This window comes from Pseudomonas sp., assembly GCF_035512415.1.
Taxonomy (GTDB): domain Bacteria; phylum Pseudomonadota; class Gammaproteobacteria; order Pseudomonadales; family Pseudomonadaceae; genus Aquipseudomonas.
This window is the reverse complement of sequence record NZ_DATKDZ010000013.1, coordinates 326,227-344,323: the sequence shown is the minus strand read 5'-3', so window position 1 is coordinate 344,323 and position 18,097 is coordinate 326,227. Positions and strand designations below refer to the sequence as shown.

Annotated in this window: 21 protein-coding genes and 2 pseudogenes; 17 read left to right on the top strand and 6 right to left on the bottom strand. The window is 55.1% G+C overall.

What is annotated here, in order from left to right:
* Positions 1-110 precede the first annotated feature (110 nt).
* From VMP31_RS07155 to VMP31_RS07135, 5 genes are all read left to right on the top strand, one after another.
* A complete protein-coding gene (locus VMP31_RS07155; protein ID WP_325505509.1) occupies positions 111-311 on the top strand; it encodes an AlpA family transcriptional regulator in 201 nt (66 codons plus the stop codon).
* Positions 312-325: 14 nt separating this feature from the next.
* On the top strand, positions 326-1,198 hold the full coding sequence (gene trfA, locus VMP31_RS07150; RefSeq protein ID WP_325505507.1) for a plasmid replication initiator TrfA: 873 nt from the start codon (positions 326-328) through the stop codon (positions 1,196-1,198).
* Positions 1,199-1,572: 374 nt separating this feature from the next.
* On the top strand, positions 1,573-2,832 hold the full coding sequence (locus VMP31_RS07145; protein WP_325505505.1) for an S-type pyocin domain-containing protein: 1,260 nt from the start codon (positions 1,573-1,575) through the stop codon (positions 2,830-2,832).
* Positions 2,832-3,089 (top strand): bacteriocin immunity protein, encoded by a 258-nt coding sequence (locus VMP31_RS07140; RefSeq protein ID WP_325505503.1) that lies wholly within the window; start codon positions 2,832-2,834, stop codon positions 3,087-3,089. The genes VMP31_RS07145 and VMP31_RS07140 overlap by 1 nt, the downstream gene beginning before the upstream one ends.
* A 27-nt stretch (positions 3,090-3,116) precedes the next feature.
* Positions 3,117-3,617, top strand: a complete 501-nt coding sequence (locus VMP31_RS07135; protein WP_325505501.1) for a hypothetical protein — start codon at positions 3,117-3,119, stop codon at positions 3,615-3,617.
* Positions 3,618-3,694: 77 nt separating this feature from the next.
* Here VMP31_RS07135 and VMP31_RS07130 read toward each other — a convergent pair whose 3' ends face one another.
* Positions 3,695-3,994, bottom strand: coding sequence for a type II toxin-antitoxin system RelE/ParE family toxin (locus tag VMP31_RS07130; RefSeq protein ID WP_325505500.1), 300 nt, complete (start codon positions 3,992-3,994; stop codon positions 3,695-3,697).
* Between the two features lie 284 nt (positions 3,995-4,278).
* Between VMP31_RS07130 and VMP31_RS07125 the strand changes: the two genes are divergently transcribed.
* Positions 4,279-4,578 (top strand): HigA family addiction module antitoxin, encoded by a 300-nt coding sequence (locus VMP31_RS07125; protein ID WP_325505498.1) that lies wholly within the window; start codon positions 4,279-4,281, stop codon positions 4,576-4,578.
* Positions 4,579-4,813: 235 nt separating this feature from the next.
* Here the strand turns inward: VMP31_RS07125 and VMP31_RS07120 are convergent, their stop codons facing one another.
* Entirely contained in the window at positions 4,814-5,737 is a 924-nt protein-coding gene (locus tag VMP31_RS07120) for a phage integrase N-terminal domain-containing protein (protein ID WP_325505496.1), read from the bottom strand.
* A 1,089-nt stretch (positions 5,738-6,826) separates the two neighbouring features.
* On the opposite strand from VMP31_RS07120, the gene VMP31_RS07115 reads away from it, so the two are divergent.
* From VMP31_RS07115 to VMP31_RS07085, 7 genes are all read left to right on the top strand, one after another.
* A complete protein-coding gene (locus VMP31_RS07115; protein ID WP_325505494.1) occupies positions 6,827-7,264 on the top strand; it encodes a hypothetical protein in 438 nt (145 codons plus the stop codon).
* Positions 7,261-7,452 carry a hypothetical protein gene (locus tag VMP31_RS07110; protein WP_325505492.1) on the top strand — a complete coding sequence of 64 codons (192 nt, stop codon included), beginning with the start codon at positions 7,261-7,263 and terminating at the stop codon, positions 7,450-7,452. Before VMP31_RS07115 ends, VMP31_RS07110 begins: the two co-directional genes overlap by 4 nt.
* A 2-nt stretch (positions 7,453-7,454) precedes the next feature.
* Positions 7,455-9,404: a hypothetical protein gene (locus VMP31_RS07105; RefSeq protein WP_325505490.1), complete on the top strand. Its 1,950-nt coding sequence runs from the start codon at positions 7,455-7,457 to the stop codon at positions 9,402-9,404.
* 803 nt (positions 9,405-10,207) lie between these two features.
* Complete coding sequence (locus VMP31_RS07100) at positions 10,208-10,519, top strand: hypothetical protein (protein WP_325505488.1); 312 nt, start codon at positions 10,208-10,210, stop codon at positions 10,517-10,519.
* Between the two features lie 62 nt (positions 10,520-10,581).
* Entirely contained in the window at positions 10,582-10,860 is a 279-nt protein-coding gene (locus VMP31_RS07095) for a hypothetical protein (RefSeq protein ID WP_325505486.1), read from the top strand.
* Entirely contained in the window at positions 10,857-11,294 is a 438-nt protein-coding gene (locus tag VMP31_RS07090) for a hypothetical protein (RefSeq protein ID WP_325505484.1), read from the top strand. The genes VMP31_RS07095 and VMP31_RS07090 overlap by 4 nt, the downstream gene beginning before the upstream one ends.
* An 18-nt stretch (positions 11,295-11,312) precedes the next feature.
* Positions 11,313-11,660 (top strand): hypothetical protein, encoded by a 348-nt coding sequence (locus tag VMP31_RS07085; protein ID WP_325505482.1) that lies wholly within the window; start codon positions 11,313-11,315, stop codon positions 11,658-11,660.
* A gap of 475 nt (positions 11,661-12,135) precedes the next feature.
* Here VMP31_RS07085 and VMP31_RS07080 read toward each other — a convergent pair whose 3' ends face one another.
* A complete protein-coding gene (locus VMP31_RS07080) occupies positions 12,136-12,684 on the bottom strand; it encodes a hypothetical protein (protein ID WP_325505480.1) in 549 nt (182 codons plus the stop codon).
* 254 nt (positions 12,685-12,938) lie between these two features.
* Here VMP31_RS07080 and VMP31_RS07075 point away from each other — a divergent pair, with 254 nt between their 5' ends.
* Positions 12,939-13,556: a recombinase family protein gene (locus VMP31_RS07075; RefSeq protein WP_325505478.1), complete on the top strand. Its 618-nt coding sequence runs from the start codon at positions 12,939-12,941 to the stop codon at positions 13,554-13,556.
* A gap of 59 nt (positions 13,557-13,615) precedes the next feature.
* A complete protein-coding gene (locus tag VMP31_RS07070) occupies positions 13,616-13,972 on the top strand; it encodes a hypothetical protein (RefSeq protein ID WP_325505476.1) in 357 nt (118 codons plus the stop codon).
* Positions 13,973-14,229: 257 nt separating this feature from the next.
* Here the strand turns inward: VMP31_RS07070 and VMP31_RS07065 are convergent, their stop codons facing one another.
* The gene (locus VMP31_RS07065; RefSeq protein ID WP_325505474.1) at positions 14,230-14,853 is read right to left on the bottom strand and encodes a hypothetical protein; all 624 of its coding nucleotides are present in this window, start codon (positions 14,851-14,853) and stop codon (positions 14,230-14,232) included.
* A gap of 702 nt (positions 14,854-15,555) precedes the next feature.
* On the opposite strand from VMP31_RS07065, the gene VMP31_RS07060 reads away from it, so the two are divergent.
* Together VMP31_RS07060 and VMP31_RS07055 are read left to right on the top strand one after the other, a co-directional pair.
* Positions 15,556-15,819, top strand: coding sequence for a CopG family ribbon-helix-helix protein (locus tag VMP31_RS07060; RefSeq protein WP_325505472.1), 264 nt, complete (start codon positions 15,556-15,558; stop codon positions 15,817-15,819).
* Entirely contained in the window at positions 15,782-16,072 is a 291-nt protein-coding gene (locus tag VMP31_RS07055; RefSeq protein WP_325505470.1) for a type II toxin-antitoxin system RelE/ParE family toxin, read from the top strand. The genes VMP31_RS07060 and VMP31_RS07055 overlap by 38 nt, the downstream gene beginning before the upstream one ends.
* 373 nt (positions 16,073-16,445) lie before the next feature.
* Here VMP31_RS07055 and VMP31_RS23355 read toward each other — a convergent pair.
* A pseudogene (locus tag VMP31_RS23355) lies at positions 16,446-17,036 on the bottom strand (methyl-accepting chemotaxis protein); the annotation flags it as partial.
* 273 nt (positions 17,037-17,309) lie between these two features.
* Positions 17,310-18,071, bottom strand: a pseudogene (locus VMP31_RS23350) (MCP four helix bundle domain-containing protein); the annotation flags it as partial.
* Positions 18,072-18,097 lie beyond the last annotated feature (26 nt).

Here is an 18,097-nt window from a genome sequence, read left to right as displayed (position 1 = left end):
GAGCGAAGTTTTGGGGTACCCAATGAGATTTCGGGGATCCCCAAGACTCCCCACTTGAGGTGCCATTAAATCCTTAGCCATCCAATCCGGTTCCAAGGAGACCCGTCCAGATGGCTGCTCAATCTATCTCGCCTGCATTGCTTCGCCTTCCTAGTGTCTGTGCCATGGTGGGGCTAAGCAAATCACAAATCTATCGGCTGATTCGGGCTGGCGAGTTCCCTGCTGGTATTTCGCTCGGGGCGAATTCTGTGGCATGGCCTGCCGAGCACGTGAATGCCTGGGTTGCAGAAAAAATTAGCGCATCTCGTTAACGATGTCTTCAATTATGCCAATTCCTAGCCGGATTTTTACCCGGCTAGAAGAGCGCAACAAACGTTCCGCTGTGCAATCGCAAGGCATGGAGGTCGAGCAAGTTCGTAGCCTCTTGCCGAACTGGTCTGACTCTGTTCGGCGCGTACCTAACGTGGCCCTTCGCTCAGCTCTATTTGGAGCAATGGGGAAAGGCGAGCGTCCATACGTGGAGCGACTTGAAATCCATGCGCAAGGTGGAGTCAGCATCCTTTACACAGGAGTGATGCTTGATCAGCTTGATTTGGATGTATGGGAGACCGTGTTGCACATGGTGCGGTCTCAGGAACTCGGTGCAGAGTGCCGGATAACAGCCTATCAACTACTGAAAGAACTCGGCAAAACTGATACTGGTAAAAATAGAAAAATTCTCAGTGGGCAACTTAGCAGAATGAAGGCAACCGCACTGCAGCTACGAGTAGGCGATTATTCGTATGAGGGAAGTCTGATTAATGAGGTTTACCGCGACCACGGAAATCGTACTAAGAGTTATGTCATTCGGTTAAACCCAAAGCTCCTTACTCTATTTGAGAGCGACCAGTTCACTGATGTGGATTGGTCAGTTCGTCAGGCGCTACGTGGAAAGCCAATTGCGAAATGGTTGCATGGCTATTACGCCTCCCATGCCAACCCCTTTCGATTAAAAGTCGAAACTCTATACCGACTATGCGGCAGCCAAGCAAGTTCCCTGGTTGACTTTAGTAAAGATCTGATCAAAGCCCTGGATTCCTTGGAACGAGCGAGCAATTCTGCAGGCCAGCCGTTCAGCTATGCAATTGAGGGCGACTTGGTGCGAGTCAAAACTACCCCCAGCCCATCACAGCGGCGACACCTGGATAATAAGCTCTGATGCCGTTCCAGCACTCCGACGATACCGTTCTAGCGCCCCCGGCTACCGTTCTAGCACTCCGACGATACCGTTCTGGCACCCCTGTAGATACCGTTCTAGCACTCCTAAAGCGCGGCATCGATATCGGTCTGTAGCCCAGGATCGATCGGCTTTGCAGCGATTTTCGCCGTAGTCACTAATCAGTTTTTAATCATTTTTAATCTTTAGCTTTTTGTCGAATGTTTAGCGTCCGAGGTAATGCGTAACCTGCAGCAACTCGGGCTAGGACGTTGTAAACCGAGAGCTCAGGCGCTCGCGTTTCATCGAGAAACCAGAAAAAGTCTGGATTGGGTTAGGATTCGCGGCTGGATACTGATCGAAGGAACGAGACCAATATGAGCGGATATGTAGCCAATGACCGGGGCAAACGGCCCGCGCCGGTGATCGAACCCTACAACGGCGACTTTGACAAGCAACCCCAACGCCCGTTGGTTCTGGCTAAACAGCCAGAGCAGGTTGCTGAAAAAGCTCAACCAGTCGGTTGTGTGTTTGCCAAATCTTGCAACCTGCCGGACGGCGTGATCAATCACAACAACCCTGGTGGGTTCGTACCGCTTGAGCAGCTGAAGGACTATGGAGAATGGGCCGTTTTGGGGACCGGTTCTGCAATCAGCGCGGGCGGTACGCCCCTACAGCTGATAGGTAGTTCGACCGCAGCAACCACCATAGCCACCCGTTTGGGCGGTACGTTGTCCCTGGGACTTCTCGAAGGTGCCGCTGTGATGGCGGCAGGTGCTGTGGTTGGCACCATCGGCATGCTGCTGCCGAACAACAGCATGTCGGCGGATAGCGCGTTCTACACCAAAGAGCAGTACCACGGCCTAAGTCTGGGGCGCACGCGGGTTCGCGTCCATGTCCAGCAGATGTCAGCGGACACAATCAACGCCTATGGCTTTTACACGGGCCGCAACCCGGAGTGGGAGAATGCCCAGGTCATCAAAGCCACCCCGCGTGGCGAGCAATTTGTGGCCGACCTGGGGCAGGGGATCGAGGTAATTTGGACGCCGGCCGCTGACCCTAACGAGTTGGGTATTCCAGCGCTTGAGGGTGCACCGAAATTGCCGTCGGTGTGGGTTTATCCGCCCACTGAGCAGTCCAACAAGGCTCTGGTTAACCCGGTACATCCGCCTGACTACCAGGACGCCATAATCTGGTTTCCGGCCACTGATATTCCGCCGATCTATGTGGTGCTCAGTGTTCGCAATCAACCTGGGGTTGTCACTGGCCAGGGCCAAGATGTAACCGGGATCTGGCTGGCCGGCGCGAGCAGAGAGCTTGGTGCCCCTATTCCGACACAGATCGCCGACCGATTACGTGGCCAGGAATTCTCCAGTTTCGACGATTTCCGCAAGGCTTTTTGGCAGGCCGTAGGCACCGACTCTCAGCTAAGCAGCCAATTTAACCCGGACAATATCAAGCGGATCGGTAAGGGGTTAGCGCCTGCAGCTCGCGTGGCCGACCAGGTAGGAAAGCGGATTTCCTACGAGCTCCACCATGTTGAACCAGTAGCTGAGGGCGGGGCGGTTTATGACGTAGACAACCTTGGAGTTACTACGCCTCGGCATCACATAGATATTCATAAAGGAGCCAATTGATGGAGCTCAAAAGTTCGCTGGCCGACTACACCGAGGCCGAATTTACGATGGTGATTCAAGCGATCAAGGATTGCGAGGGAAGCGAGGAGTGGCAGAACGACTTGATTGCCCATCTCAATAGCTTGGCAGCTGGAGCCGGAGGCTCGGATCTGATTTTCTACCCAGAACCAGGTGCTGATACGTCTGCTAGGGGGATCGTGCAATCAATCCAGGGTTGGTGCATTGCCAGCGGTCAGAACGGCTTCAAGGCGAGTTGAATAGGCTACTAAGTGCGGGGGCAGGTCATGAGCGTGGATCAAACGACAGTCGAGGGGAACATCCTGAGCCTGCACCTGGTAGACGGATATGTGAGGAATCCGGTCTATCAAGAGGGCCAGAAGCGCCCCTGGGCTGCGCTCGTCTGCCGCACATGGAACATTGATGAGACTACCAAGGCGGCGTTTCTGGAGCGGGATAGAGAAGGCCGTGAGTTTGATGTCAGTAGTCTGGTTGTGGGTTCCTGCATCGGCATTGGTGCCCAGCTTGAGGACGCGAATACCAGTGCCTGGCAGAAGGTCGAACATTATTTCTCTGTGGTCGGAATCGATGACCAGGAGCTGAAATTGCGCGAAATCTCCGTCAGAGAAGTGCCGACGTTGGCTCAGCTCGATCCGACGGCGCACCCAGGAGTTTTGGCTCTGAGGCAGGAGGTTGTGCATGTGCGCGAATATCTCGGGCGGATTGAGCGCATGTTGCACGAGCTGGAGGGGCGTTTGATTGAAAGAGGTAGAGCTGCGGGGGAATAAGACCGCGGCTGATGGTCGGTGACCATCAGCCGCGGGCATAGGTTGGCCCTAGGCCGTGAACGGCCTAGGGTATGGTGCTATTTGAAGTTCCCGTAATCCAGGTCGTAAAACAACCCGGTGTCCTCATCCAGCGAGAACAGGACACGGACGTTGCCACTTACGTCCAGCGACCAAATCTTCGCCTTCTTCTTAGCGGTTCCATGCCACGGGTGGAGCCTGTATCCCGGCAGATCGACATCTGCAAGGGTGGAGCCCGCCCTCATCATCGCCAGAATGTCCTCAACGGCCTCCACATGGTCGGCCTTGATTTTGGACGCGTCACCCTCATAGAGAAGCCAGAGGGCCTTACATTTTTTGAAGCTCTTTTTCGTCAGCATTCGATTACCTCGCTGTTAAGTTGACAGAGGTGATCGACTGGCTTCTAAGGATTTGGTCTCATCTGCCCCGCTCGTCGGCGGTACTTAACTAGCGTTCAAAGGGCTTGACGTAGTGAGTAAGCATTGACTAGAATTCGACCTGCTGATTGAATAAAACTCCTTTCGTTACCGAATCGACACACCAATTTCGGATTTAATCACGAAAGGTAACCTGCTGTCAAGCAGGTTTATTTTTGTCTCTAGTTTTGCGCTTTGCGCAAAACGCAAGAAAAGAGAGGTACACAATGATCAGTCGCCATCCTGGTGGGATCATCCGCCGTCGCTACATTGATCCCCTCCAGCTGAGCCTGAGCGCTTTGGCCGATGCAATGGGTGTCAATGTTTCCAGCGTCAGTCGCGTCGTAAACGAAAAAGCCGACCTCACCAGTGAGATGGCTATGCGCATTAGCTACGTCCTGGGGGGAACCCCTGAAATGTGGATGGGGCTGCAGACTGACTTCAATCTGACTAAAGCAAAGGCCGCCTTCGATCCTGCCGGGCTCAAGCGGCTGAATCCCGACGCAGGGCGTGCAATTGGGGCCTAACCCGCCTCGAAAGCATGGTGCTCAATGAGTGCTTTTCCGGGCGAGGTGGGTGCACGTAGAGTGCAGCTTGGGTGCTTTCGGCCTGATCTAGCCCAATATTCACGGTGCTGTATGCGGCGTTTAGGGTGCTTTTAGGGTGCGCACCGGGTTCATGTAAGGCGGCCTCGGTGCGGCTTCGGTGCTCGGTTGGTGGCGGACAGGTGCAGTTGGGGGCTTTTGCCCTGTTATCCCGTATTCACCGGCCCAGGTAGTACGTGGATACCGACTCTCGGGAGTGACCGAGTTCTTCACTCACCTCAAGGCGCGCTGCTCGATCACGTTCGCGATCGATCTCGGCGAGCGAGCCGCCGCGCACTGGGGAATCAGTGCCGGCGTAGTGTTCGTAACGATCATTGGCATAGTTATGACGCAGGCCGTGAGACGTTACCCCGGTTGATGCCTTGGTAATGCCAGCGTTTCTAATGACGCGACTGTAGCGACTCAGTGCCTGTTTGAGTGAGAGGCCTGGATCTGCGGTGCTCGCAGTCCGGCTATTGGTAAGGGCTTTGGCTCGGTCCAGCAGCTCTCGTTTCTGTTCAGTATCAATTGGCACTGTCCGATCTCGACCGCCCTTTGTGCCAATCCCCACGGCCAGATAAGAGCCCTTGTCTGCCAGGTGTGGTCGGAGCATGACGCTTTCCTTGACCCGCAGGCCAAAGGTCGCCTGCAGCTCGACCTGTAGTGCGATGCGTTCATCAAGGGCTCGAAGCTCGGCCAGCTTCGCTTCAAAATTCACGCCTCGTGCCGACCAGGATTTATCTTCGGTATTGATCGAGGTACGAGAGGCTTCGCCATTCTGGAAATACTTCGCTGCCCCCTCGACCATTCCCTCCTTGCCGATCCATTGCGAGAAGGTGCGCAGCGTCGACAGATTGTTCTGGAGGGTCGATGCAGATAATCCTTTCTCTACCCAGTGCTTACCCAGTGCCTCGACATGACGCCCCTTTAGCTGTTTCACATCATCGAGCCTGTAGCCCATTGAACGCAGATCGGTAAATGCGGCGAAAAGGACGCTGGACCGCTTTTCCTGGGTCTCAAACGAGGCCACTGTTCTGTCAGTGGCTTTGATTCCGTTGTGCTCTTTTAGAACCTGAGCCAGCGACCCCTTCCACCCTGCCATTGCCTTAACCCGTAATGATTCTATTGAGTGATTTTGTTACGTGCGCGTTCTGGCGTACTTGAAAGCGATTTTGCTGCCCATAAACACGGTTTCCCGCATCTAAAAGCACCCATGGGGGGCGGACAACCGCGAGGCGGTTCCGGCCAGCCTGTTGGGCTGGTGTGCATCATTAACGAGGCTTAATTGCAGAGTGGCTGGATAGAGGGGCGAGCATGCTCAAGCACCACTCGATCACTACCAGGCTGCAACATCACCAGGTCTAATGCGTTACCTCTCATTTACACAGCGTGCGCTCTAGAACTGCCACCATCCCAGACGCTGTGCGATGTTTTCAGGTGTGACAAATGCCGTAAGCATCCCCCATCACCGACTGCCTCCGCTTGCAGATAACACCTAGGGCGGAAAGCGCTGCGCGCTTCATTTCGTTGCTCGATCTCCACTACTACCTCCCGATCATCAGATCCAATGTTCGGGTTCGGCACCATTGCCGTACCCGTTGATGAAATGCAGCAACGGGCCGAGGGCCGTTGATGCATACGCCCCTCGATCTGTAGCCAACCAACTGAATTCAGTTGGCTGGTTGGTGACCCTGTGACCGCTTCACGAAGTTCGTGGATTGGCTTACCAGGGCGGTTGTTCCAGACGAAAAAACAACTCATTAGCACGAGACCCAATCCCGCTGGGTTTCGCCGTAAACCGGCTCATCAGTCGTGCAGAAAAAAACTTTGTTCACCTGCCCAAATCATTTTCCACACTCGACCTCAGAAAATAGTGAGGTGCCGCAGATTCTCGAAAATAGTGGGTTTTGTGTACGAGGTGCCCTTCGGGCACCGTGCTCTGCGTGCACTCTCTTTATTTAGCTGCGCTAAAAAAGAGAGTGCACAAGCCAGATCAAAGGCCAGATCCAGGTCAAAACCACAGCCCTGCGCTTTCGCCCAGGCTCGTTATCGCTAACGAAAATTCGGCCTCGCTTACGCTTGCCTGTTTTCGTTAGCGATAACGATTGTGTGGGGTGCACGGAATTACCACCCCAACCGGATGCAGGGCGTTGTCAGAGCACGTAGTGTCCCCAAAAAACAGGAGACACATATGCACTACCAACCGCCGCGCCGGGGACCGTTCAGCCTCTACAACCGCAAGCGCAGCCTCAGCGAATACTTCCTCAAGGGCGGGCTGCTCGATCTGTTCGATCAGGCCCTGGCGTTGATCAGTGCTGACCTGATAGATGCGGATCAAGTTTTCGTAGCGGTCCAGCATGGATGCGACTCCGACACCGACCCAGTCGCGTGCATCGTTTTTAGCCGCCAGGCCGTCGACCATTTCGTTGAGAAGGCAAAGCTCGCTGGGCGTGAACGCATCCAATGCTATTTGGTTGAGAGGGGTAACACGCAGCTCTTCGGTTACAGGCTTTGCGATGGCGAGTGGCGACTTGACGAGCATGCACACCAAATATTGGACGAGCACCGGCTCGCATTTATGGCCGCTTATCACCCGATGGCCTGGATTCCAGCGTGGTTAGCCAAATGAGCGTAATCATCAAAGCGGCGATGACTCGCCGGCGTTGGTTCGCGTTCTGGGCCGTTTGCCTGGTGTGTGGTCAGGCCGCGAGCTGGGGCCTGATCATCCTGGGCACGTTCGGATTCCTACCAGGGCTGCTTATTGGGACAGCACTGCTGTACTGGATCATCCCAACTCCAGATAGCCTGGAGGCCTGACTATGCCGGCTGAGGATTATGCGGGTTTTGGTTGGCTGTTTTCGGTGTGGGGCGACGCCTTGCTGACGTTGCTCATCGTTGCTGAGCCAGTGATGCAATCGATTAATGCAAACACGGCGGCTCTTATTACGAGCTTCACGATACTCTGGCTAATCATGGTACTGCTCCGTAGTGCTGATGTCGGGCTTATAGAAGGAGCGACGGGTGGTGCGTTGATATTTGCTTGGATCATTTTTGGTATGCAGCCTGCAGAGTTTTCAGCGCCAGGTCGAGCTCCTATCCAAATGCTTGAGATCCAGGCAAAGCCACTAACTTTAGTCCTAAACATTCACGGCATTTTCAGCAGTGGCCTGAACAGGGTAATGAGTGAGCACACAGGGACAGCGGGAACGATCCTGCCTGCCCAAAGTGCAGTCGATGACGCCATTGAGCGGAGCGCCTCATTCTATGGGGATAGTGATCTTGCTCGGCTGATCCGCGATTACAACGAACACTGCGCACCCTCGCGTACCTCGAATGCCGGTCCCGAGCATGCAGCGACGATGGAGGCCTATCACGCTATTGGCCTGCTCGGTGGTGGCGGTTTGGGGATTCCAGAGGAAGCGATCACGAGGGTGGCTCAGATAAAATCTGTGGCTTCTGGGTTCTGGGATGTTTGGGGCTCCGGTTACGACGGAGATTGGCTCGAAGGCTTTATGAACCGTATGACCCTGTCACCCCTGAGTGATGCAATCAGCAGCGCCAACGACCTGGCCTCGATCAAAAGCCGTCGCGAGGCTGGTCTAAAACTGCTGGAGGAGGCTGGACAGGGATTTGGAGGCTCGGCGGCCTATGTGTTACCTACGCAGTCGTATTGGGAGGCCCAATTCTCTGGCAAAAAAGATGCAACCCCTAGCTACCTCGCTGTTGCCGATGGCCCTCCAGGTGCAAAGACGAATGTTAGTCACTCGGACCCGAATAGGCCGTCGATCAGCTTTACCCCGAGAAGCTGCGTGGAGGCTTACCAGGTCGCGCAGCATGCTGCGGAACAAGCCTATAAAGCTCTTGAGGCTACGGGAGGAAAGGCTTCTGGTGGGCAGAGTGTCAGTGCGGATAGCGGATTTATAAGTTCGACTGCTTCATGGCAGCGCTTTTTAAGTCGTTCGTTCAGTCAAACTGGTGAGGTAAGCGGTGGTAATGCGGGTACTGCGGCCGGCGTAATGGCCGCTTTTCAGATGCTTAAGAATTGGACGAGCTGGCTTGAGCTGCAGGTCCTGCTGCCCTTCTATGTAATGGGATTGGCTGGTCTTAGCTGGTTGGTTATTTTGAGTGCCCCGTTCGCGCTACTTCTCATCTCTGTGCGGGGCATGGAGGTACTCATCAGTTGGTTCTCTTTGCTGATGTTCCCTCTGTTATCTCTCATCTTTGCTCATGCAATCTCAGTTGCAGCCTCCATTGCCCTTGCTGGTATATCGATCAGCCAAGCCGCTGCCGCCAGCGGTTGGACCGGCACCGGTGCTGATTACGATGGTCTTCGTGGTGCTCTTGGGGCGCTCTCCTCGGTATTGCTTATCGTAACGACCTGGATCGCTGGCCACCTGACCGGCGTTAGTGTTTCCGGTCTGGCAGGGAGTGCACGAGGTGGAGTTTCTACAACGACCGACGCGGCCGCAGTGGTTGCAAAGGTTGCGGGGACTTTTGCGCTCATCGGGCGCTTGGGGCAGATGGGGGGAGCGGCCAAGACTGCTGGAGGTAGAGGGCAGTCAGGCAGCGGCGAAAGCGGCAATTCGGGTGGTTCAAGCAGGGCTATACCGCGCCCGCCACTTGCATCGAGCCCAGGTACGGGCACGAGCAATTCAAGTGGAACTCGCTCAGCTGCGAAAGCAATGGGAATTAATTTAGTACCTGCTCGGGCTGTCAGGGTCGGGACAGTGCAGCCCGCAGATAACAGGAAGAACAAGAATGTCGAATAAGCCGATTAGGCCAGTGGGCTGGGAGGACGAGACGGTTTCTGATCGCCCAGCGGAGGGGGTCAGGGCGCTGTTTGCGGTGCTGTCTAAATCAGCTCGACGCGAGCTTCGCTGCGCGATCATGACAGCTATAGCGCTAGGGGATCGAGCCGACCTGGAGGAGACATTTCCTGAACTGGCTGACGCCAATCCCAATCATGGGGAGTGGCCGTTCTTGAATGGGGAAGGCATGTGATGCGGTGTACTCACTGTGTGAGCATCCTCCTCATCACCAGTTGCCTTCGTTGGACAACCCCCTGCCTAGCACGATGTTAGCATATAAATCGTTAGCGCTAACGCTTCTGGTTTTTTCTGCGCCTGTATAGTTGCGGCATCTACCAGCTGGAACGAGTGATGACAGACGCAACCCAGAAGAATCGGAGTAAAGCTGCTGTCCGGCAAGCGCGCTTCAAACAGCGAATGGAGGCGTCTGGCTATAGGAAAGTCTCTGTTTGGCTACACCAGGGCAGTGAATCAATTGGCTATGAGGCCGGCTTTTTAGGAGGCGAACTCTTGCCTGTTCCTGGTGAGGTTATTGATCACCTCAGCTACTGCTCTGGGTGGTTGCGTGGGGCTGGTGATAGGACGAGCGTCGTGAAATGTACGGCTTGTGGAGTCGTGATTGGAGAAGGGCTCGCGCGTGATTACTTCGACCTCCTATCTGGAGCGCCTTTCGATGTGGTCTGTGATGAATGTGAGCCATCCGACCGGTTGTGACACACCAGGTCTGCCAGAAAACTATCACCTCCATTCGTAGGAGGTGGTTTATGAAAGATCGGATCAATATCGCTGGGATGAGCTTTAAGCCTTGGCGATTCGTGGCTGTTGCGGTTTCGCTATTCGTTTTTGCTGCAACGGCGGGAGGCGCTTTCTTTACCAGGGCGAACGCTTGTAGCGGACTTACCGACATCCTGGTGAGTGCTCAGATGGTGTCGTTTTTACTGCTGCTCGCGACCTCATTGTTTCTGTGTAAAGGCCTGGCCGGTTACCGCCCAGCGCTTCTTTGGCCGGCCCAGTTGTTTATGGGGGCGTCAACAGGGGGCTACCTAGGAACCGAGCTTTTACCCTTTTTGCTCTGAGGCCTCTGACACGCACGAACTGCCCTGACCATACAGGCTCACCTCTTATCAGGAGAGTTTGTATGTTCAATCAGATACACATACCAGCAGAGGTCGTGCACGACCTAGATGAGCAGCTTAGTCAGTTGGGGGCTATTGCCCACGTGGCCGCCGATCGAGGCGAAAGCCCGTCATTGGTTGCTATTGCCCAGGGCTTTTCGACACCGCTCCCGCTTACCCATCCACGTATTGAAACCTTCATCGAGGCGGAGTTGATCGCGGCGCGCGTCAATGCGCTTCAAGGAGCTGGTGATCGTCAGCGAATAGTGATCCTGCGAAGCATGAACACAGGTGAGCTATGAGTTATGAGTTTGATGGAGACATACGGTATCTCCAGGAGCCGGATGCACCATTTTCTCAGCTCGATGCATGGGTGCTGACGAAGAATGTGTTTGAGCGAAAGCTCGCTTGTAACCTGCGCGCTGGAATGGCTCTCGACTTAGATTTAGAGCCCTTAAAAAGCGTGTTGGGCAGTGCTGTCCTGATCCGGGACAAGACGATCACCGTCGATCTGCAGCTGCTTTCACCAGGTCGAATCAGGATGCAGGTGGTTGAGGTCTCGGATGCACTGTTGCCACTGTGGGCTGATTGCAGCGGGAATCTGGCCTATGCCTTGGACTGGTTTTGGAAACACGGTGAATACGGACTTAGGCTTTCTGCCTGTGCGGATGCATTTTTCTGGATTCATGCACCTGTGAAAAGCGCTGGCCGTGCGGCCGCTAGGCGTACTAAATGACTATTAAAGGGACGATCTATGAGCTTTAACCGTGTAGTGATGGTGTGCGGTCTGATGACGGCTCTTGCTGGTTGCAGCGATGATTTCAGCGGCACATATGTGTCTAAAACTGGGATTTTCACAGTGGCTGTGTTGGAAGTTGAAGGTCGCAGCGCAAGCGTGCAGTACGTAAATACTGCTCAAAATAGGGTTATGTCGAGATTGGACTTCGACGCAGACCACAAGCGCGGCCAGGTGGTCTTTACCAGCAAGAAAGACGGAAAAACGTATGTGTATTCCTATGCGGCAGATGAGCGCGGACTGGAGTGCATCAGTGATAGCTGCAAGGGCTGGGGGTCTATTAGTACTTGGAATAGACAGCCATAGGATCGAATCAACAGCCCATCCAGAAGACCTAAAGCCCAGCCATCCAGCTGGGCTTTTCATTTCGCACTGCGAAATAGCCAGGGTGCATCTGTGACGCTGACCCCCTGTAGGGTTTTGGAAAAATGGGAAACCTCTGCCAAATGCCCGGTAGTCGTGACAGCACGATAGGCATGTCTATCCGCAGGAGGTTTTCGCAATGCGAAATACAGAAATCGTTGTTTTGGTTATCGAGTTGTTGGGGCTAAGTGTTGCCGTGCTCGGCCTACTGGTTCAGGTGGGTGTGTTGGATGTATAGAAGCTGTTTCGACTTTCAATCGGAACAGCTCCCACAGGCCAGGGTGCATGCGCCGATCACCTGATTCCCATTGCTGCCAAGTCCTCAGGCCGCTGTGAACCAGTGCAGCGGCGGATGTTTGAGACAATCCAGCTGCCCTACGTGCAGCTAGAATTTCTGCTGGATCAGGTACAGCCGCCATCAACAGATACTCGACGAAAACGCCTCAATTAATTTGGTCTCACTATTTTTAATGCTGGTTGGATGCAGGACCCGTAGACATGAGCCGTCCCTAAATTGGATATCGCAGTAAAGATCTTCATCCCCACGGCTCCCACAAAAAAAACGTTCCTCCTCAATGTAATCAGACTCTCGTTTTACTTCGTGCCAAATTTCCTCAAGGGTCGCCCCCTCTGATGCTGCCAATACCCTAAATGCCACGGGAGTACGGAGCCGAATCTCGTGTGCCCTGGCAGAGAGCAAATTAGTTTTAGCATTCTCAAAATCCTGACCCATGTTGCACGCAGACCACTCACATTGAGCGTCACAGTAATTAATCATCCAATAATCACCATCCGCATCACGCCACAACTGAGAGGTCCTCGAATATCTGTTTTGTTCGGCCTCTACTGAAACGAGGCTATAGGGCAGGATCAGTCCAATTCCCTGGGGGGATTGCCACCCACGACAGCTGGTCATCCCAGGTTTGCCAGACAGGCCGGGGAAAAATTCGGTGTGCTGCGTGTCCATGATTCGCTCCTAGGTGGATTTTGGTGCTGTGTCGGAGCGTGCCGACATGCATTAAAAATGCGCTCAATGAGCGTATAAGCGCAAGCACCATTCCAACATAAATTGCAGCCCCCGCTTTTTCTGTGCGCGTGTTGTCGCGTTAGTCCTAATTTATGCGACTGAAACAATCACCCTGGTTTCGCTGGTGATGACCTGTCGCATTTGTCTGTCGCGCAATGGCATGATGCCGCGACCATAACCTGCGACGACCAATCATGCGCGACGACAACGACCCCGGCACTCTCGATCTCATACCCGGTGGTCTCATGCTCGGCTATGCCCGTGTGAGCACTGATGATCAGGATTTAACCCTGCAGCGTGATCACCTGCGAGCCGCAGGCTGCAACAAGCTATTTGCTGAAAAGGTTTCTGGTGCCAGCCGAGCGCGCCCGGAGCTGGAAAGGATGCTCGATCACCTTCGCCCTGGTGATGTGGTCACTGTCACCAGGTTGGATCGCCTGGCGCGCAGTACGCGGGACCTCCTGGATGTTGCAGAGCGGATTCGTAACTGTGGCGCTGGTCTGCGCAGTCTGGCTGAACCATGGGCGGATACCACCTCACCGGCCGGCCGCATGGTCATGACGGTGTTCGCAGGTATTGCCGAATTCGAGCGAAGCTTGATCCTGGATCGTACCCGTACAGGTCGAGAGGCAGCCAAGGCGAGAGGTGTCCAGTTTGGCCCTCGCCCTACCCTATCACCGGCGCAGCTCGATCACGCCAAGCAACTGATCGATCACGAGGAGCGCGCAGTTTCCGAGGTGGCAGATCTCATGGGCGTGCATCGTTCGACTCTCTACAGGGCCTTATCGAGATCTGGCCAAAAAGATCGATAGGACACCGATGGCTCCGTTGTGCGTTGCATCGGCTCGCTTATGCTGAGCAGCAGGGCGGATTGAATATTCAGGGGATGAGTGTTTGGACAAAAAAGACCATCAGCGAGGGCGAGAAAGTCAGGTTGATTATCGAAGCCGCTCAGCGCAGTGGCGATAAAAAGACCGAGCTGACCTTTCTGCTGATTCAGGTTGCCGAGGAAGCAAAGAAAATTCGGGCCAGCATGGAAGCTATAACCGATATATACAGTGATGCACTGAGCGATCTAACCGCTGAGGCATGCCACTTGTTCCCCACGGATCTGGCTGTCTCCATCGAGGATCTAGAAACCCTGACGGAATCGATATTCGAAGAGGTTGAGTCGCTGTCAGATCGTAGCGGCGATCTGGTGATCCGGATAAATCGGTTGCGCACCTAGCAGGCTGTGCAGCGCTTCTGATGAAAAGAAAGGAGACCGGCTTTATAAGCGGGTCTCCTTCGTTGCTACACTACGGTCGCTGAGCTTGGTTCGCGGCCTAACTCAGCAGCCTGTAAGTAACGCTTGCCACGGCCCTGACTAGGTTAAGACATCACAGGCTAGTCTAGTCATGGGCCTTCTTTTTCAGGGGCGCCGGATGAGCAAGCTCGCATCAGGCACCCACGCGTTCTCCTTATGTTTAGCATTTTGACCTCCCCTTATGATTTGGCTTCGGCCGGTGGTGTGGTTGTTGGTTTTGGTGCGGCGGTTGCCGCTGCCGCTGTTACCTGCGCTGCGCGCTGAGCCTCAAAGGAGGCTCTAACGAACTCGACCTCGCCGAAGGCTCCTACTTCGATCAATCGGTCAATGAAGCGTCCATACACGACATCCTGGATGCGACCAGAGTCTTTCATCCACTCAAGTGCTGCGTTGGGGTTCATAAGCAGAACATAGTGGAAGTCGCCAGATGCCCCGGGCTTCGTCATAATGAAGTTCAGCTCACGCAGCTTTTTCATCCGCCTGCGCCAAGTATCAACAGCCCTTTCACCGAGAAATCCAGCCTCGGCGGCAAACGTCGAAGGGTTCTCGATGGTGATCATCGGGTGGTCAGGAGAGCGTGCCCATAGGCATAGCAAGGTGTGTCCAGCCGGCTGGCCTTTCGACTGCATATCGATGGCTTGCATGGCGATCGGCAGCGTTCGTGGGATCGTGATGTATCCGTCGTTGGTCTTGCGATGCCATACCCATGGGGCAGTGATACCTGTGAAGTGGATGTCCATCAGCTGTTGTGCACGCTCTGCCATTTTCATGCGCTTTGCCGAGGACTGCTTTCCATTCGCCATGATGTTTCCCTGCTTGGTAAGTCGTTGTCGTTTCTGTTGGGGCTAGTCTCGGCGAGCAAGCTAGGCGGCACAATGATTAGTATTTGCCGTCTATTGAGCAGATCTCACCATGTGATATGGCCATCTGATGCATGTGTGCTAACACATTCAAGCGTATTTGAAGTTATTGAGTTCGCACCATATCGCGCATTTTTTTAGAAATAATCCTTATAAAACATGAATTTATAATTATTTCGTGTGCTCTGCGTCCTCGCGTGCTCGGCGTCCTCATGTACTCACCGTGCTCCTGGGATTCTTAAGGGGCGTACGGTGGGTATGGATGGGTAGTTTTTTTGGGGTATCGATGGGAGTGCTTGGTGTGTCAGTGGGGGCTCGCGGTGATGGATGTTCCCAGTGCGCAATGTGTCCAATTTGACTGGCCACTCTCCTTTCAGCTCGACCTGGTAGGGGTGGACAGGATGAACACTCTGAGGCTGTGAGTGGAGGGCTTCGTGCATAGGCCGCTTGAAGCGGCTACCCAAAGGTCATCAGGCCGTGCAATCAATCGCAACCACACCTTCACCAGCAGCACAACCGCACGTATGCATCCGGAGGCGTACATTTATTCAATTATTTATTGAATTGTTTATGCTTAAACGTATACTGCAATTGCAAAAGTATACAGAGTATACAAAGTTTACAGTGTAACCGGAGGGTGCTAATATGGCTTCGCCTGTTCTGTCGTTTCGCCTTGAAGAAGAAATCATTTCCCAGCTGGACAAGCTGGCCGAGGCTACCGATCGTGATCGTCTGTACCATGTAAAGCGTGCTATGGCCCGTTACCTTGAGGCCGAGTCGTGGCACCTGCAGGCGATTGAGGTTGGGATTGAAGCAGCGGACGCGGGCAAACTTACTGATCTGGCAGCCGTCAAGGCTAAGTGGGTGAGCCGTGCCGAGAGTCGCAATAACCGATCCAGCGCAGAATGACCTGGAAGACATCCATAGCCACTACGCGCCCATCGTGGGGGAGTCAGAAGCGGATGCCATAGTCATTCGCATTCTGGAGCAGCTAGAGCACCTCGAGACTTTTGTCGGGATGGGGCGGCCTTCGCTTAAGCCCGGTGTTCGTGAGGTAGTCATAACCCGCTATCCGTTCATCGCCCCCTACCGGCTTGAGCATAACGAAATTCAGATTCTCAGGGTCGTGCATCAGCGCGCGCAGCACACCAAAGACTGGTGAAGCCGGGGAAGATTTCAACGCGCCCATCGCTGAGGGCTTCATGACTAAAGCGACAATGATACAAGTACCTATTTGAGTACCCTTTGGCGATTTAAAACAATGGTTATTCTTGTTTTTAGTGATCTAGAGGGGGCTGGTTTTGTTCCTGGTGCCGGCACCATACGCAACAACGACTCAGGCTCACCGCAAGGTGGGCCTTTTTCGTTTATGGCATTGGGGCGTGACTTCTCTTACACGGCTCCACACATCTTCCGATTGCGGTATTAGGAGCTCGATTCAACTCCAGCCAGGATGGTCCCGGCAGGACATCGACTGATGCACGCCCTTAACCGGGGTGTTTATCCAAGCGCCCTATGGCCGTCGCCCCAGCCGATCAGGCCTTAAAGCGCTGAATCTGCTGCTGCAGCCCAACGGCAAGCTGTGCCAGATCTCGGCTGGCCACCGAGCTTTGCTCGGCACCGTTGACCACCTCGCCGATGCTGTCGTTAAGGCTGCTGATGTTCTGGCTGATTTCGGCGGCCACCGCCGTCTGTTCTTCGGTGGCCGTGGATATCTGCACATTGCCATCGGCAATGCCTTCGATGGCATGGGCGATATGGTTAAGCACCTCGCCGGCCTCGCGGGCATGGCTAACGCTGTTCTGCGCCTGCTCGCGGGACAGTTGCATGGCGCTGACCGCACTGCGCGCGCCGCCCTGCAGGGCATCGATCATGCCGCGAATCGACTCGGTGGCTTTCTGCGTATTGCTCGCCAGGCTGCGCACCTCGTCGGCCACCACGGCAAAACCGCGCCCAGCCTCGCCGGCCCGGGCCGCCTCAATGGCGGCATTCAGCGCCAGCAGGTTGGTCTGCTCGGCAATGCTCTGAATCACCCCCAGCACCTTGCTGATTTCGTCGCTCTGGCTGTGCAGGGTGTCGATCACCTCGCCGGCCTTTTCCACCGAGGCGGACAGGCCCTGAATCGACTTGAGGTTGGACTGCACCAGCTCGCTGCCCTGGCGCGCTTCCAGGTTGGCATCGGCGGCATTGCTGGCGGTGGACTGGGCATTGCGCGCCACCTCCTGCACCGCCACGCTCATCTGGTGCACGGCGGTGGCGACCATACTGGTCTGGTCGCCCTGGGCCGTGGCGGCCTGGCTGACCTGGGTGCTGATCGCGCTCATTTCCTCGGAGGCCGCGGCCAGTTGGGTGGCCGTATCGATCAAATGGCGGATCAGCGCCTGCTGGCTCTCCAGCAGGGCGTTGAAGGCCCGCGCGGTATCCGACACCTCGTCGCGACCACTGACATCGGCGCGCAGGGTCAGGTTGGAGGATTGCTGCACTTCGCTGATCAGCGTGCGCAACCCGGACAGCGGCCGGATGATCGACAGGCTGATCAGCAGCGCAGCGATCAATACCAGTACCAGCGCCAAACCACCGATAACCATAAAGCTGGTTTTCATCGACTGATACTGCGCGGCGGTCTGCGCGCCGAGCTTTTCCCCTTCGCTCAGCTGCAGGCTGATCAGGCCGCTGAGTTCGCCGCCCAGAGGGTCGAAGGTGTCGTACAGAGTACGGTTGAAGCTGCCGGCCTCGGCCGCGCGCAACTCGCCGCTGGCGATCTGCCCCAGGTACTGCTCGGCCAGTTGCTGCACCCGCTGCAGATGGGGTTTGGTGCGCTCGACCCGGGAGGCCTCCTCCTGGGTCAGGCGGGTGCCTATATAGTCGTTCCAGGCCTTGTCGCCGACCTGCCGCGCGTCACCGAATTCCTTGCGCAGCCTGGCCTCGTCAAACACCCCGGCGCGGTACTTATGCAAGGCATCGACCATGGCCACCGCATAGGCATCCGACACCAGTTTGATCTGGCTGATCGGCTGCATGCGGTCACGGAAGAGTTCTTCGAAACTGTGATTGAGGCGGCTGGCATTGCTCAGCGCCATGCCGATCACCACCACCAGCACCAGTAGCGGCACCACAGCCAACAACAACAGACGTGCACGAACGCTTATTTGAGCCAGCATCTGGGTATCTCCACGGACCAATCAGC

Bases quoted from the DNA above. Each gene is read 5' to 3' on its own strand.
- VMP31_RS07155 (WP_325505509.1), top strand. From the start codon at position 111: ATGGCTGCTCAATCTATCTCGCCTGCATTGCTTCGCCTTCCTAGTGTC.
- trfA (WP_325505507.1), top strand. From the start codon at position 326: ATGCCAATTCCTAGCCGGATTTTTACCCGGCTAGAAGAGCGCAACAAA.
- VMP31_RS07145 (WP_325505505.1), top strand. From the start codon at position 1,573: ATGAGCGGATATGTAGCCAATGACCGGGGCAAACGGCCCGCGCCGGTG.
- VMP31_RS07140 (WP_325505503.1), top strand. From the start codon at position 2,832: ATGGAGCTCAAAAGTTCGCTGGCCGACTACACCGAGGCCGAATTTACG.
- VMP31_RS07135 (WP_325505501.1), top strand. From the start codon at position 3,117: ATGAGCGTGGATCAAACGACAGTCGAGGGGAACATCCTGAGCCTGCAC.
- VMP31_RS07130 (WP_325505500.1), bottom strand. From the start codon at position 3,994: ATGCTGACGAAAAAGAGCTTCAAAAAATGTAAGGCCCTCTGGCTTCTC.
- VMP31_RS07125 (WP_325505498.1), top strand. From the start codon at position 4,279: ATGATCAGTCGCCATCCTGGTGGGATCATCCGCCGTCGCTACATTGAT.
- VMP31_RS07120 (WP_325505496.1), bottom strand. From the start codon at position 5,737: ATGGCAGGGTGGAAGGGGTCGCTGGCTCAGGTTCTAAAAGAGCACAAC.
- VMP31_RS07115 (WP_325505494.1), top strand. From the start codon at position 6,827: ATGCACTACCAACCGCCGCGCCGGGGACCGTTCAGCCTCTACAACCGC.
- VMP31_RS07110 (WP_325505492.1), top strand. From the start codon at position 7,261: ATGAGCGTAATCATCAAAGCGGCGATGACTCGCCGGCGTTGGTTCGCG.
- VMP31_RS07105 (WP_325505490.1), top strand. From the start codon at position 7,455: ATGCCGGCTGAGGATTATGCGGGTTTTGGTTGGCTGTTTTCGGTGTGG.
- VMP31_RS07100 (WP_325505488.1), top strand. From the start codon at position 10,208: ATGAAAGATCGGATCAATATCGCTGGGATGAGCTTTAAGCCTTGGCGA.
- VMP31_RS07095 (WP_325505486.1), top strand. From the start codon at position 10,582: ATGTTCAATCAGATACACATACCAGCAGAGGTCGTGCACGACCTAGAT.
- VMP31_RS07090 (WP_325505484.1), top strand. From the start codon at position 10,857: ATGAGTTATGAGTTTGATGGAGACATACGGTATCTCCAGGAGCCGGAT.
- VMP31_RS07085 (WP_325505482.1), top strand. From the start codon at position 11,313: ATGAGCTTTAACCGTGTAGTGATGGTGTGCGGTCTGATGACGGCTCTT.
- VMP31_RS07080 (WP_325505480.1), bottom strand. From the start codon at position 12,684: ATGGACACGCAGCACACCGAATTTTTCCCCGGCCTGTCTGGCAAACCT.
- VMP31_RS07075 (WP_325505478.1), top strand. From the start codon at position 12,939: ATGCGCGACGACAACGACCCCGGCACTCTCGATCTCATACCCGGTGGT.
- VMP31_RS07065 (WP_325505474.1), bottom strand. From the start codon at position 14,853: ATGGCGAATGGAAAGCAGTCCTCGGCAAAGCGCATGAAAATGGCAGAG.
- VMP31_RS07060 (WP_325505472.1), top strand. From the start codon at position 15,556: ATGGCTTCGCCTGTTCTGTCGTTTCGCCTTGAAGAAGAAATCATTTCC.